Source organism: Hymenobacter psoromatis (assembly GCA_001596155.1).
Taxonomy (GTDB): Bacteria; Bacteroidota; Bacteroidia; order Cytophagales; family Hymenobacteraceae; genus Hymenobacter.
In genome coordinates this window covers 3,114,071-3,127,939 of the sequence record CP014771.1, presented here as the reverse complement: position 1 = coordinate 3,127,939, position 13,869 = coordinate 3,114,071, and the positions used below count along the sequence as shown (strand labels likewise).

Here is a 13,869-nt window from a genome sequence, read left to right as displayed (position 1 = left end):
CATCCATTCGCGCCGCGTGGTGCCGCCTGCTCGCTGGCGCTGGCGCACGAACTGGAAAGTTCGCGCTACTGGCGGGTGTAGGCCGCTTGCGCCTCATCGAGCAGGCGCAGCACCGTGGCGCGCTGGCCTTGCAGGGCAGCCAGCGTAGTGCCTGGCAGCCGGCGTACGCGCAGGCGCTTGAGGCGGGCGCTCAGCGTTTGCCAATAGCCCAGAGCGTAGAAGCCGGTTAGTGGTAAAGTGATGACAAACAGTAGGGTAAGCCGCCAGTCGTGCGTGAGCCAGTGCTGCACGGCGGCCGCTTCCAGGGCGTAGGCCAGCGGAAACGTGACTATCCCTACCCCCAGCATAATGGCCGCAATGAACTCCGTTTCCCTGGTGGCACGGTGGGCCACTTCGGCGGGCAGCTTGTAGGGTAAGTAGTTGGTAAGGAGGCCGTAGAGCCACACCGGGAAGCCCAGCAGCAGGTTGAGGTAGTCAGCCAGGCGGGTGCCGGGGCGCTGGCTCTGGTCGAGGGCGTCGTCGTCGAGCTTATTGCTTTCTAAATCACTCAGATAAGCCCCCAGGGCTTCGCGCAACGCCGCCAGGCGGCCGGGGTCGTGCTGCTCAAACCAGGCCACGGCATCGAGCAGCGTGCGGCTGAGCTGGAAGTTGTCGTAGAGGGTAGTGGGGTCGTCGTCGGGGTTGAGGTGGTTGCCGAAGGTGCGCTCAACCTGCTGGGCCAACTGGTCGTCTTCGGCATCGCGGCTGATGACGAGGCGGCGCGTGAGGCGCTGGCGGATTTCCTCCGTCAGCTCGTCGGCCGCCGCGTCGGGGTCCTGGTGGTAGCGGGCGGCGTAGTCGGCCACCCGAATGGGCGGGGCCACGTTGAGCAGCACGTCGGAGCGAAAGTGGCTGGGGTCGAAGTAGTTGGTGCCCACGCACACCAGCTGCAAACCCAGCCGAAAATCGTGCCGCGCCTCGGTGCCCAGCGCAATGCGCGCCGCGCCGGTCTTGAGCGGCCGCAGCCGGCGTTCGCTCACGCTGGTACCCTCCGGAAAAATCATGACCGTGCCGCCGCGCTCTAGATAATCGTAGCAGCGCCCAAAGCTGGCCTCGTTGCTGGCGGCCAGCTGGGCGGGGGTAGGCGCATCGGCGCTACCTTCCGCATCCTGCCGCCGGTAGATGGGAATGCAGTTGCCCGAGCGCATGATGGCCCCCAGAATAGGGTTTTTGAAAAATGTGCTTTTGGCCAGAAACGCGATGGGCTGGTGGCGCTGCACGGCCGTCACGAGCGGGTCCATAAGGGTGTTGGGGTGGTTGCCGCACAGCATGAGCGGCCCCAGCAGGCGCAGGCGTTCGCGGTGGCGCACTTCAAGGCGGCGAAAAAACACGCGCAACCCCAGGCGCACCACGGGCTTCATGACGGTATAAAAGAGCATAGGTGCGGCAAGTTTACGCCAAAAGGGCCGGCTGCGCTAGCAGTCGGCCCTTTGCCTTAATTATTAGTCGCAAAGTGGTTCCGGCCGGCATATTACCGGCTCTGCCAATCGCTACCCCCCCTAAAACGCGCTGTTGAGTTGGTCGAGGTTATTGGGGTTCTGGCCGCCCGACGTATGCACGTCGTAGTGGCTGCCCGAAGCCGGGCCCTGGTCGCGGCGTTGGCCGGCGGCAGGGGGGTAGGGCGCTGGCCGTGGTCGCGCTGGTGGTCGGGGTGCTCCTGCTTGGGGCCGGGCTTGGGGCCGCTGCCGGCCATCACGCGACCTTTGCCCGCGCTGGCCGGGGCCGACGACGAGCCGTAGCGGCTGCTGCCCCAGGGGCGCTGCTGCGCGCGCGGGCCGCGGTCTTGGTCGCTCTCCTTCGACTTTTTGGCAAACGGCGAGTGGCGGTCCTTGAGGCGGTATTCGCCTTTGTCCTTGTGCTTTTTGCCGCGGGTGGCCAAGAAGGCGATGCCCGCCGTGAGCAGGCCCACGCCCACTATTTTTTGGGTGGTAGTCAGGTCATTGAATTTCGACAGGGCCTGGCTGCCCAGGTCTTTGGCTTTGCCGCTCATGTCGCTGCTGGCCAGCCACTCGCGGCCTTCTTGCCAGCCTTGCTTGCCGCTGTCCAGAATGGACTGAATGCCGTCGTTGTCTTTTTGCTTATAGTCTTTGTACGACGAGCCGGCGGGGCCCGAAGTAGGCTCGTTGCTGGACAGGGAGGCGTCGAGTTTGAGGTTGCCAGGAGCGGAGGCATTGCCGTGCGAGCCGCTCGGCGCGTTGCTTGTGGGGTTCATAGGAAAAAGAAGCTAAGTGAGTGGGGGCAGCGTGCCCGTAAGCCGTTGCTTGAATAGGTATTCGTAAGGAATGGCCGCCGGGTTGCGCGCTCGTGCCCGGCGGGGGGTAGGGCCGGCCCGCCGCTTGCCCTATGCGGCTAGGAATGGGGCACCAGGCCAGGATGCAGGTCTTGGTCAGGCCGCCTCAGAGGGCGCGGCGTCTTCATTCGCTGGCCACCTATTCGCCGGTGCCCGGCTTCGTCATGCCCTGCTTAAACAACTACCCGCGCCGGCCGTTTCCCTTGCGCAACCTGCTCTTTATCGTATTGCTTTATGTTTCGCTTTCAGAATAAAATTTGCTTAGTTACCGGCGCTACTTCCGGCATTGGCCGGGCCACGGCCGTGCGCCTGGGCCGCGAGGGTGCCACCGTTATCTGCCTAGGCCGCGAGGTGAAAGCCGGCCACGCCGTGGAGGCTGAAATAAAAGCGGGGGGTAGCGACGCGCTCTTTATTAAAACCGACGTGGGCAAGGACAACGATTTGGTGCACGCCGTGAACCAGGTGCTGGCCCGCTACCAGCGCATCGACGTGCTCATCAGCAACGCGGCCATGATGACCTTCACCCCTATTCTGGACCTCAAGCCCGCCGACTGGGACCGCGTGCTGAACGTGAACCTGCGGGCCACGTTCCGGCTCTGCCAGCTCTGCGTGCCGCAAATGCAGGGCGGAGCCGTGGTGGCCGTTAGCTCGGTGCACGCCTTCCAGAGCACGCCCAACGTGGCGCCCTACGCCACCAGCAAGAGCGGCCTCGAAGCCTTCGTGCGCGGCCTCAGCCTGGAAGTGCCCTACACCCAGGCCCGCATTAACGCCGTGGCCCCCGGCGCGGTCGAAACCGCCATGCTCCGCAGCAACCCCAACATCATGGATGGCACCGAAGTCATTACGGGCCAGGTCGGTACGCCCGACGAGCTGGCCGCCGCCATCTGCTTCCTGGCCTCCGATGAGGCCACGTTCATCAACGGCTCCACCCTGACCGTGGACGGCGGCCGGCTGGCGCAGCTGTAACATAAAAAACGCCCTAACCGGTAGTCAGGGCGTTTTTAGAGGGAAGCAGTTTAGTGCAGCCGTTGTAAAGGGTAGATGGGTAGCTGGTCCTGGTCAATGGCTACCGGCTTGCCGTTGAATTTGACCGAGACGATGTCGTACTTGTCGAGTGGGTCGTTGGGCCTGGTTTTTTGCACGTCCCAGAAAAGCGTGTCAGTTTTGCCGCCAAGTTCCAAGTAAAAAATCTTATAACCATCGGCACTTGCCAAAGACATTGCTAGAGACCCATAATAAAATGGGTATTTAAGCGGTTTGTTTTGATAATTGTGGCCTTCGCGCACCATTGTACAGCCGCCGCCAGCACACTCCTGACCTAAATATTCTTGCTGGCTATCGTGAATAAACCACACTTTGATAGGAGTCGAGGTGCTGGTGAGCAAGCTATTACCTTGTTTATCTAGCAAAGCTAAATTAGCATCTGGCGGCATGATATTGCCGTTAGGAATAGGCTGCTTTTTGCAACTGCTTAAAAGCGCGTAGCATCCTAAAGTGATAAGTAAAGTTCTCATCTAGATTACGGATGGATGTTAAGGGTATAGGCTTTGGCATAATTGAAATTGTCTACTTTGCCATTATATTCTGTTACTTGCCAGTTATTATAAGCAAACCAGCCATTGTAGTAACCTTTCCATCCCCAGTTCATAGAGTACTGCAGGTATCCACTACCCTGATAATAGCTTTGGATATACCCATCGCAAACCCAGCAGTGCCCATTAGAATCATAAGTTGGGTAGCCAAACCAATTCGTGGCGGAGAAGCCACTTAAAATGACCGGCATTCTGTTATTCAGATTGCTAATAACAGTTTAGTAAAGTCCAGGGTCTTCGCTGCTATTGTATTCAGCAGAACTATAACCGTAATTGCCTTTGAGCGCATCATCAATATAGTCAGTGTCAGCTCCCGAGCCACCTTTAGGGCTAGTTGTAGGATTATAGTCCATGTGCAGCTTGCCGCCTAAGTCGTCCATTAGATGAGCAGTTGCGGGGGTGCCATAGCTAAGCGCCATATTTGCCCAATCAAAATAAGCCGGATACTTCCAGTAATACATTACTTGGGCCTGCGCTGTGGCAACGCAGCCGGTGGGACAATGATAACAATAATCACCTCCCTCATTGCTGCTAGTAACATAGTCATTGTACCCGCAACCCTGTCCCCATGTCGTTTGCATCAATGGCCCCACCTGCACGGGTGGCGGGTCGGCGGGTGGGGTGTTGTCGGCGGGCACCCGGTAGGCTGGGCCGGAAAGGGTGAAAAATGTAGCGGCTATATCCCCCGGTTTGTCAACCAAGGCGGCCCAGGCAGCGGTAGCGCCTGGCGCGGTATTTTTCTCGCTGGGGTTCTGGCGTAGAGCCGCCGCTATCTGGCGGGTGGTTTCCAGCCACGAAGCCAGGCCCTCCGGTACGGCCCGAGTGCCCTCCAACGAAGTAGTGGGCAACGCGCCACGCTCCGCAAAGGCCAGAACCGGCTGCATGTGGCGGTCGGCCGCGATAATGGCAAAGCCGCCTTGCGCATAGTTGCACAGATATAAGCCGGGCTTACCATCAGCCGCTGGCACGGGCGTCAGATTCAGCACGCGCTGAAGGCCCTGAAATACGCGCTGCGTATCGTTCTTCTGCTAGCTATGGCGGCGCTGGGCCGCAACTCCCGCCCTGAGCGCGATATTCTCGGCCGCGGTGGTAGCTTGGGCTACTGTCATGGCATAAGCGGTGGCATCAGCAGGTGGTAATACTGCTTCGTCTTCTTTCTTACACGAAAAAGCAGCTAGGCCGCCTAAGCTAATAAGCACAAGCTGGCGAAGCAGTCGTACGGGGGGGGGTAGCTGGTTGAGCATAAGGAGGAAAGGGGGTTAAGAGTACGCCCCAAATATATACTGCCTCTTCGCTACTTTATTCACTACCGCACAAATATATTTTACAAGCGCTCTAACCCAACGTGGCAAACGGCACCGAAGTCCTTACCGGCCAAATCGGTACGCCCGACGAGCTGGCCGCCGCCATCTGCTTTCTGGCTTCCGACGAAGCCACCTTCATCAACGGCTCCACCCTGACCGTGGACGGCGGCCGGCTGGCGCAGCTGTGAAAAGCCCTACCCCGGTCGGTTGATTGGGGTAGGGCGTAGGCGGCAAGCAGTTGCTAAGCAACGGGCTGACGCTGAAATACATAATTATTTAGTCAGGTTGCGCTTTGTTCCAGCCAGGCGAAAAAAGAGGGGTTCAACGCGCGGTAGGCAGGTAACAGAACAAGTACTGACAGCTGGTGGTACAGTTCATTCAGGTGCGCGACAGCCGCTTTGTCCGCGTCCGGCACTGGCCCGGCGGCGAGGGCCAGGTCCAATACAGAATCCAGCGTCGTAAACAAATCGGACCTAAACGTTTGCATCGTACCAGCTGGCACCAGGCCGCCTATCCGCGAATCGCCGAGCGGTGTGGCGGGCGCGGCCCCTAAGCGCGTGTCGTCCGGCTGGATTGGCAGGAACGTAATGTCGTCGAGCTGGTTCAGGCTGGCGGTGACCCGGAATGTTGGTGCCCCGGCGATTCGTTTGTTGGCAGGCCCGCCGGCAATGTACCAAAAGAACGTAAGCTGTTCCTGGCCAGGACTGCCCAGCGGCACCGGCAGCGAGAGGGCAGACTCGCGCGTGACTTTCTGCCACCGCTCGGGGTGCTTGTTCACGGCCTCAACAACCTCGGCGGTAGTATAACGTGTTGCCATCAGCTATTCTTCTGGTATTGCCTGAAACTTGTTTTGATGAATTGAAGGTAGTACGCAAAACCTGCGTTGGCGTCAGAAACTTCTTCGGTAGTGCTTGGAATTGCTTATCATTTCAAGCAAACCCTGTTTCCGCAGGGCAAACTGCTTTACGGGGCAAGGTCTACCTCTTCCACCTGGCCGCCAATCCAGGCACCCATCAGTCCTCAGAAGTTCATGTTTAGCATCGGTGCCAGCGGCTCTTCATGCCACCAGGCAAGCGCGTGGCTCTCGGAGGCCCGCACCCCGTGTGTGATATCCAGGCCCAGAAGGTCTCCACCGCCATTGCCGAACACCGTGACCACATCGCTCAACCGGAATGGCAGCTGGGCCTCCTCGTCCGGCTCAAGCTCCTAGTCTTGGTCCGACAAATACCCGATATCCTTGACCGGTAGCGGCCCCATCGCGTCGGAAGAAAGTTGCGTCCAGCCGTCGTGCAGTTTGCGGTAGAACTGCTGCAAGCCCGGCAGCAGGCAGGCCCAAATCTCCTCTTTGCCCTTGGGCACCCGGTCACCAAGCGGCGGCCAGCCCCGAAAAAAGTAAAGGTCTTTTCCCCGACTGTAGACGTAAAGCAGTGAGGGCGGCTGCTGCTCTTTCAGTAGCAGGCAGATGCCGGGCACTTTATGCTGCAAGAAATCATCCACCTCCGGCAGCAGGTGCTGGAAGGGCTTCCACAGCTCGGTCCAGCTTTTGTCTCCGGCACTCTGCCGGCGCAGCATGTCCACCCACGCTTCCGGCACACCCATTTCATCCCTAACTTCGTCGGCGGAGGTTACCAAAACCGCGTTGCGTTCAAACTTCCGCACTTTGGCAAGCATGTCTTCTGTCGGCGGCAATCTCATCATGGTTAGTAAAGAATGGGCTTTCCTCACCGCGCCACCGGCACCCGCAGCTCCACCGCGAACTCGTCGCCCACGCTGAAACCCAGGAAGTTGCCCTCGATGCCGTAATCGTGGCGATTGACGGTAAACTGCCCGGTGAACACGCCCTGGCCGGCCGCCCCTGGCGCGAAGTGAAACGGGATAACGACCAGCCGCGTCACGCCGTGCAGCGTGAGACGGCCATTGGCCACGTAGGCGTCGCCGCGCCGGGCAATGGCCGACGATGCGAAGCGGATGGTGGGATATTTCTGCACGTCGAACCAGCTGTCGCCGCGGGCGTGCTTGTCCTTCAGCTGGTTGCCCGTGCTGATGGTAGCGGCCTCCACGCGCACGTCCAGCACGGCCTGGGCCGGGTCGGCGGAGTCAAAATTGACGGTGCCCGCGAGGCCCGAAAACGTGCCTTCGGCCTTGCCGCCGCTAAAATGAATGGTGTAGCCGGGGCTGATGGCCCAGCTGCTGGGCCGCACCGCGAAGGCAGAAGCAACCAGCAGCAACGTCAGAAAAGTGAGCAAGCGGCGGCCGTAGCGCATAGCAAGGGGGGTAGGGACCGTGGGAAGATACGGCCCCGCCGCCCGGCTAAACGCGCCGCGCGCCAGTTTCCTTGCTCTGGGCCAGGACTGCCATCGCCAGCCGGGCACCCTCGCGGGCCTCCACCTCAAACCGATTCTGGTAGTAGCCCACCCGCGCCGACTCGACGAGGTATTGCCACAAAAAGCGGGGTAGGCCCAGGTCGCGCACCTGGCGCAGATGCACTTCTTCGTGCGCCACCCACTCGGGGTCGGCCAGAAACTCGGCGCGGGTAGCGCCGCTCAGGTGCACGGTCTGGCCCAGCACCATCGCCACGCGGGCGTTGCCGCCCAGCACCAACCGGGCCACTCGCGCGAGCGGGGAATTAACGAAAGTCTTGGGTGATGTCATGGTGTATAATTCGGGCTTGCTACGCGGGCTCTTTGCCAATGGTTGCAACATAGTTTGGTTGTTTTCGCCCATTATTCGGTACTATTCTAAGAAGTACATGTTTTTTCTAAGAAAAAGACTAGGAGTTTGAAAATTTACTGCTTAGCTTTGGCCAGTCACTACTCCCCTGCATTTTAGTCGAAAAGGTAGTTGACAGCCTTCATTTACTCTTAATCCCCGCTGCTCACGCAGTCCTGCCTAGCGCAATAGATTACCCCTTTTTTTGCTACCCGGCGGCCAGCTTTAGGGCGCTGCCGGTGCTCCTCCCAACGACGGACAATGAAGAACATCCTGCTATCTTGCCTCGCCGCTGCTTCCCTGGCGCTTTCCTTTTGCTTTGATAAAATGCCCGATGCCCCGGCTTCGGTTGGCGCTTCGGCCCCGGCCCTCGCCGAGGCATCTTTGCTGGCGGGCCTGCTGGGTCCCAAGGCCCCTACCCCCCCCACCGTCGGCGATGAGCCGGCTACCATAACGGCCTCGCGCGACTCGCTGGCTTACGGCTACTACGCCCAGACGCTGGGCGTGCGCCTGGCCCACACCGAAAACCAGAGCCTGCTCCAAACCATTACCAACTGGCTGGGCACGCCCTACAGCTACGGTGCCAATTCGCGCCGCGGCACCGACTGCTCGGGCTTCGTGTCGCAGGTGTTCAAGAAAGTGTACGGCATCACGCTCAAGCGCAGCTCGCGCTCGATGTTCTCGACCGTGCAGCGCGTGGCCAAGACGGATATGAAGGCCGGCGACCTGGTGTTCTTCCGCCACGGCAAGGGCGCTATCTACCACGTAGGTATCTATTTGAAGGACGGCAAGTTTGCCCACGCGGCCTGCAACGGCGGCGTGATGGTGAGCTCGCTGCACCAGGCCTACTACCAGCATAATTTTTACGCGGCGGGCCGCGTGGCGGGTGCCGAGCCGCTCTCGCCCGACGCTACCCCCACCGAAGCGGCCGAGCTGCTATCGGCGGCGGCCAGTGCCCGGCCCGAGTAGCTTTTGGTATCGTGGTGGCTTGCTAGCCAAGCGTTTAGTGCGGCTCCTGGCGTTCGCGTCGGGAGCCTTTTTTTGCGCCGGCATAACTTGCGGGCCGTGAATGCAGTAAACGGCTACTACCAAACATTTGCGGCCGCGCCGCGCTATTTTCGCCCCTTTTTCCGCATGGCTACTACTAAAACCTCTGCCCATTCTGGCCGCGACATCGCGGCCTCGGCCCTTTTTAAGAAATTTCTGGCCTCAGCCGAAGGCTATATCAAGCAGCCTCACCGCCTCAAAACCTTGCTGCTGAATGCTTTCAACAAGGCCCGCGAAAAGAAGGAAATCGGGGCGCTGGCCCACGAGGCCTGGGAAACCATGCAAAGCCTGTTTCGCCTCATCAAGCTCAGTGCTTCGGGCGAATACACGGGCGTGCCGACCTCAACGGTGGTGGCGGCTGTGGCGGTGCTAATGTATTTTTTGTCGCCGATTGACCTGATTCCCGACTTTATCCCGGTCGTGGGCTTGCTCGATGACATGGCCCTGGTGGCATGGTTTTCGACATCCATCAAGCACGAGCTGGATAAATTTCACGAATGGGAAACGACCAGGGCCGCTACCGTGGTGGCGGATGATGAGCTGTGGCAGACCCGCTCGGCCAGCACTACTAACCAGTCGGCCAAGAGCGCCGGCACCACCGCCCTACCCCTCGCCCCGAGCGGCACCGGCCAGTCGGCCACCGACGCCGGCCTGGGCTCGCCCAGCAGCTCCACCACCCGCCCCGTGCACGAGGCTGGTGCCGACAGGGGCCGCGACACAAGCTATCGCGGCGACGTGCCCGGCAACACCACCGAGGGCTCGCGCCACCCCAACAATGGCCCGACCACTACCGGCGGCAACATCCACTAAATCACGGATTACGCGGATTTTAGCGGATTTTCACGGATTTCGTGGACGATTCTCTTCCGCCACCTTTTCAAGTTAGACACGAAATTCACAGAAATAAGAAAGGCTGCTCTGAAGAGCAGCCTTTCTTATTTGCAAGTTGGCAGGATTTAATCGTCCACAAAATCCGTGAAATCCGTCTAAAATCCGCGTAATCCGTGATTTAGGCGTGGGCCGTGACGTAGCGCACGAAGTCGCCAACGGTGTAGAAGGGCACTTCGTCGGGCACGGTGATGTGGAAGTTGCGCTCCAGCTCCAGGATAATATCAACCAGGTCAACGGTATCGAAGCGCAGGTCGCGGCTGAGGCTGGCGGTGCGGCGCAGGCGCACGGCCTTGATGGCCTTGCGCTTGCTGATAATGCGCAGCACTTGCTGCTCAATTGCCCTGGCGGGAGCGTTAGTAGAGATGGCGGTAAACATACGATTTGCAAAAAAGAGCGTGGGTAGATTGGGTGCGAAGAACGTGGCACCTTGTCGGTTTCTTGCGGCTGCTAGCCCAATGGCCGCAAGAAACCGACGAATGCACCGCGGGGCTAGACCAAGACGGCGGGGGTAGCAGCTTCTAATTCTTCCTCCGTCACGGCGTGCGCCTCTTCGCTGGGCGAATTGTAGTCGCGGCCGGTGATTTTGGCTTGCAGCTTCTCATTGAGGAGATACATGACCGGGACTACCAACAGGGTGATAAGGGTTGCAAACGTCAACCCGAAAATTATCGTCCAGGCCAGCGGGCCCCAGAACACCACCGATTCGCCGCCCAGGAAAAAGTGCGGGTGGCCCGAGTTGAAGAGTTCGTAGAAGTCGATGTTCAGGCCCACGGCCAGCGGAATGAGGCCCAGCGTGGCGGCCGTGGCCGTGAGGATAACCGGGTTGAGGCGGGTGCGGCCGGCCGTCACGAGGGCGTCGTGCAGGTTCATGCCCTGGGCGCGCAGCATGTCGGTGAATTCGACCAGCAGAATACCGTTTTTCACCACGATGCCAGCCAGCGCAATCACGCCTACCCCCGTCATCACGATGCTGATGTTCTGCCCCGTGATGGCCAGGCCCAGCATCACCCCAATAATCGAGAAGATGATTTCGGAGAGGATGATGAGCGGCTTGCTCACCGAGTTGAACTGCGTAACGAGGATGATAAAGATGAGACCGAGCGCCGCGAAGGCCGCCACGCCGAGGAAGTTGCTGGTTTCCTTCTGGTCTTCCTGCGCGCCGCCCATGCGCAGGGTGTAGCCGGGGGGGGTAGGGAAGGATTTGAGCGCCCGTTCGACGCTGGCAATCACGTCGTTCTGGCCGTAGCCGTTCAGCACGTTCGATGAGATGGTGATGAGCCGATGGGTGTCCTTGCGCTTGATGCCGCCGTAGGTAGAGCCGTACGTCACGTCGGCCACGGCCGAAAGCGGCACCTGCCGGATGGCGCCATTAGTGATGTCGCGAAACGTGAGGGGCGCGTTCACGATGGCGTTCACGTTGTCGCGGTAGGGCTTGGCGTAGCGCACCTGAATGGGATACTCGTCATCCGGGGTTTTGAATTTGCTGGCCTCAAAGCCGTAGATGGCCGTGCGCACTTCCTGCCCAATCTGGCCGGTGCTGATGCCCTCGCGGTTGGCGCGGGTGCGGTTGATAACCACCCCAATTTCGGGGTTGCGGTCTTCCAGGTCAGAGCGCAGCTCCTCGATGCCGCCAATCTTGAGCGAGTCCACGTAGCGCTTCACTTTTTTGGAGAGCGCGGCCAGCTTGGGGTAATCGTCGCCGCTCACCTCAATGGCGATGGGCTTGGCCTGGGGCGGCCCGCTGCTTTCCTGGTCCACCGTCACCGACGCGCCCGGAATGCCCTTCACGACTTCCCGGATTTTATCCATGTAGATGTGCGTGGCCGGGCCTGTGCGGTCCGACAGCTCCTTGAAGGCCACGGCTACCTTGCCCAGGTTCGACTGCGAGGTGCCCGCGCCGGTAGCCACCTGCGGGTCGCCAGCCCCAATGGCCACGTTGGTAATCACCGATTCCACGTCGTGGTTGTGGCGGCCAATAATCTTATACACCCGATTTTCGAGAATGCGGGTGACGGAATCCGTCACTTCCACGCGGGTGCCTACTGGCATCTGCAGGTAGGTGTAGATAAACTTGGGGTCGCCCTTGGGAAAGAAATCGACTTTGGGCTTGCGTGCGCCCACGGCCACGATGCTGAGCACGCCCAGCACCAGCACGCCGCCCACAATGGCGAGCTGCCGCCACACCCGGCCGCCCACGGCCAGCTCAATCAGGCGGGCGTAGCCGTTTTGCAGGCGCGGCAGCACGCTGCGCTGGAAGCCGGCAATCATAAAGACGAATACGTACTTATCCAGGAAGCAAAGCACGATGAGGGTTATCATCAGGTTGCCCAGAAACTTCGAACCGGCCACGTAGCCCACCAGCGCAATCAGCAGCAGTCCGCCCATTGCCAGCAAAAAGCCCCGCGTGAGCACCGGCTTGGGAGCCCGGTCGAGGTGCTCGTCGCGCTGCATGAAGCTCACCGCGAACACCGGATTCATGATAAAGGCCACCAGCAGCGACGCGCCCAGCGTGATGATGAGCGTGACCGGCAGGTAGAACATGAACGAGCCGATGAGGCCCGGCCAGAACATGAGCGGCACGAACGGCGCGACCGTCGTGAGCGTGCCGGCCAACACCGGCACGAACACCTCGCCGGCCGCGTATTTGGCGGCTCGGGCGGTGCCCAGTTCCGGGTGCTCGTGCAGCAGGCGGTGGGTGTTTTCGATAACCACGATGGCGTCGTCCACCACGATGCCCAGCGCCAGCAAAAAGGCGAAGAGCACCACGATGTTGAGCGAAAAGCCGATAATGGGCAGCACAATAAACGCCAGAAACATGGAGAGCGGCACCGACAAGCCCACGAACAGCGCGTTGGTGGTGCCCATGAAGAACATCAGAATCAGCGTGACCAGCAAAAAGCCGATGATAATGGTGTTAATCAGGTCGGTAAGCGTGTTGCGGGTATCGTTGGAAGTGTCGCCGGTGATGGTGATTTTCAGGCCTTGCGGGGTGCTGGAGCTAACCCGCGCCTCTTCTACCAGCTTATGAATTTTATCGGAGGCGTCGAGCAGGTTTTCGCCCTGGCGCTTCACCACGTTCAGCGTCACGGCGGGCTGGCCGTCGAGGCTGGCGTAGCTCTCGCGGTCCTTGAAGCCGTCGGTGACGGTGGCAATGTCGCCCAGCCGCACCGGCGCGCCACGCAGGTTCTTGAGCTGAATGTCGGCGATGTCGGCGGCGTTCACGTACTGGCCCGCCACCCGCACGGCCCGCTTTTGCGCGCCCACGTCGATGCTGCCGCCCGATACGGTCACGTTTTCGCGGGCAATGGCTCCCTCGATATCGGCGAAGCTGAGCTGCGAGGCTTGCAGCTTGTAGAGGTCCACGTCCACGTTCACCTGCTGTTCCAGGGCGCCCACAATATCCACGCGGGTGATTTCGGGCAGCGCCTCAATCTTGTCCTGGAAGTCGTCGGCGAGCTTTTTGAGCTGCGCGGCGGGCAGGTTGCCACTCAGGTTGACGAACATAATCGGCTGCTCCGAGATGTTGACTTCGTTCACCGTGGGGGGGTAGGCAGGTCGTTGGGCAGCTCCGAGCGCGCCTTGTCCACGGCGTCTTTGATGAGCTGCTTGGCGTACTGCACGTTCACGCCGGAGTTAAACTCCACGTCCACGATGCAGTAGTCCTGGTTGGAGGTCGAGTTGATTTTCTTCACCCCGTTCACGCCCTTAATCTCCTTTTCGAGGTGGCGCGTCACCAGGTTCTCGATGTCGGTGGGCGAAGTGCCCGGATACACTGTGGCCACGATAATGCGCGGAATCACGATGTCCGGAAATTTCTCCTTGCCCAGCTTCACGTAGGCAAACAAGCCTATCAGCGTCAGAATGAAGACGATGACGTAAATGCTGGTTTTGTTGTCAATGGACCAGCTGGTGGGCCCAAATTCCTTCTCAACGTCTTGCATAAGGGTAAGCTTTATAGTAGAGTAGTAGCGCGAGGCCTGGCCTCGCGAGTCTGTGG

The 13,869-nt window shown here is 60.1% G+C and carries 12 protein-coding genes and 1 pseudogene; 3 read left to right on the top strand and 10 right to left on the bottom strand.

What is annotated here, in order from left to right; translation table 11 throughout:
- Positions 1–65: 65 nt before the first annotated feature.
- Positions 66–1,418: a hypothetical protein gene (locus A0257_13200; protein ID AMR27952.1), complete on the bottom strand. Its 1,353-nt coding sequence runs from the start codon at positions 1,416–1,418 to the stop codon at positions 66–68.
- A 92-nt stretch (positions 1,419–1,510) separates the two neighbouring features.
- Positions 1,511–2,251, bottom strand: coding sequence for a hypothetical protein (locus A0257_13195; protein ID AMR27951.1), 741 nt, complete (start codon positions 2,249–2,251; stop codon positions 1,511–1,513).
- 312 nt (positions 2,252–2,563) lie between these two features.
- On the opposite strand from A0257_13195, the gene A0257_13190 reads away from it, so the two are divergent.
- Positions 2,564–3,295 (top strand): sugar dehydrogenase, encoded by a 732-nt coding sequence (locus A0257_13190; protein ID AMR27950.1) that lies wholly within the window; start codon positions 2,564–2,566, stop codon positions 3,293–3,295.
- 50 nt (positions 3,296–3,345) lie between these two features.
- Here A0257_13190 and A0257_13185 read toward each other — a convergent pair whose 3' ends face one another.
- The 6 genes from A0257_13185 to A0257_13160 form a co-directional block, all read right to left on the bottom strand.
- The gene (locus A0257_13185; GenBank protein ID AMR27949.1) at positions 3,346–3,549 is read right to left on the bottom strand and encodes a hypothetical protein; all 204 of its coding nucleotides are present in this window, start codon (positions 3,547–3,549) and stop codon (positions 3,346–3,348) included.
- A gap of 590 nt (positions 3,550–4,139) precedes the next feature.
- Entirely contained in the window at positions 4,140–4,907 is a 768-nt protein-coding gene (locus tag A0257_13180) for a hypothetical protein (protein ID AMR27948.1), read from the bottom strand.
- A gap of 598 nt (positions 4,908–5,505) precedes the next feature.
- Positions 5,506–6,042 carry a hypothetical protein gene (locus A0257_13175; protein AMR27947.1) on the bottom strand — a complete coding sequence of 179 codons (537 nt, stop codon included), beginning with the start codon at positions 6,040–6,042 and terminating at the stop codon, positions 5,506–5,508.
- Between the two features lie 389 nt (positions 6,043–6,431).
- Entirely contained in the window at positions 6,432–6,896 is a 465-nt protein-coding gene (locus A0257_13170; GenBank protein ID AMR27946.1) for a hypothetical protein, read from the bottom strand.
- 50 nt (positions 6,897–6,946) lie between these two features.
- Positions 6,947–7,489 (bottom strand): hypothetical protein, encoded by a 543-nt coding sequence (locus A0257_13165; protein AMR27945.1) that lies wholly within the window; start codon positions 7,487–7,489, stop codon positions 6,947–6,949.
- A 46-nt stretch (positions 7,490–7,535) separates the two neighbouring features.
- Entirely contained in the window at positions 7,536–7,877 is a 342-nt protein-coding gene (locus A0257_13160; protein AMR29755.1) for a hypothetical protein, read from the bottom strand.
- 384 nt (positions 7,878–8,261) lie between these two features.
- Here A0257_13160 and A0257_13155 point away from each other — a divergent pair, with 384 nt between their 5' ends.
- Both A0257_13155 and A0257_13150 read left to right on the top strand, forming a co-directional pair.
- Positions 8,262–8,903, top strand: a complete 642-nt coding sequence (locus A0257_13155; protein AMR27944.1) for a hypothetical protein — start codon at positions 8,262–8,264, stop codon at positions 8,901–8,903.
- Positions 8,904–8,990: 87 nt separating this feature from the next.
- Positions 8,991–9,791 (top strand): hypothetical protein, encoded by an 801-nt coding sequence (locus tag A0257_13150; protein AMR27943.1) that lies wholly within the window; start codon positions 8,991–8,993, stop codon positions 9,789–9,791.
- 199 nt (positions 9,792–9,990) lie between these two features.
- Here the strand turns inward: A0257_13150 and A0257_13145 are convergent, their stop codons facing one another.
- A complete protein-coding gene (locus A0257_13145; GenBank protein ID AMR27942.1) occupies positions 9,991–10,248 on the bottom strand; it encodes an acyl carrier protein in 258 nt (85 codons plus the stop codon).
- Between the two features lie 113 nt (positions 10,249–10,361).
- Positions 10,362–13,813 (bottom strand): annotated as a pseudogene (locus tag A0257_13140) (copper transporter).
- Positions 13,814–13,869 lie beyond the last annotated feature (56 nt).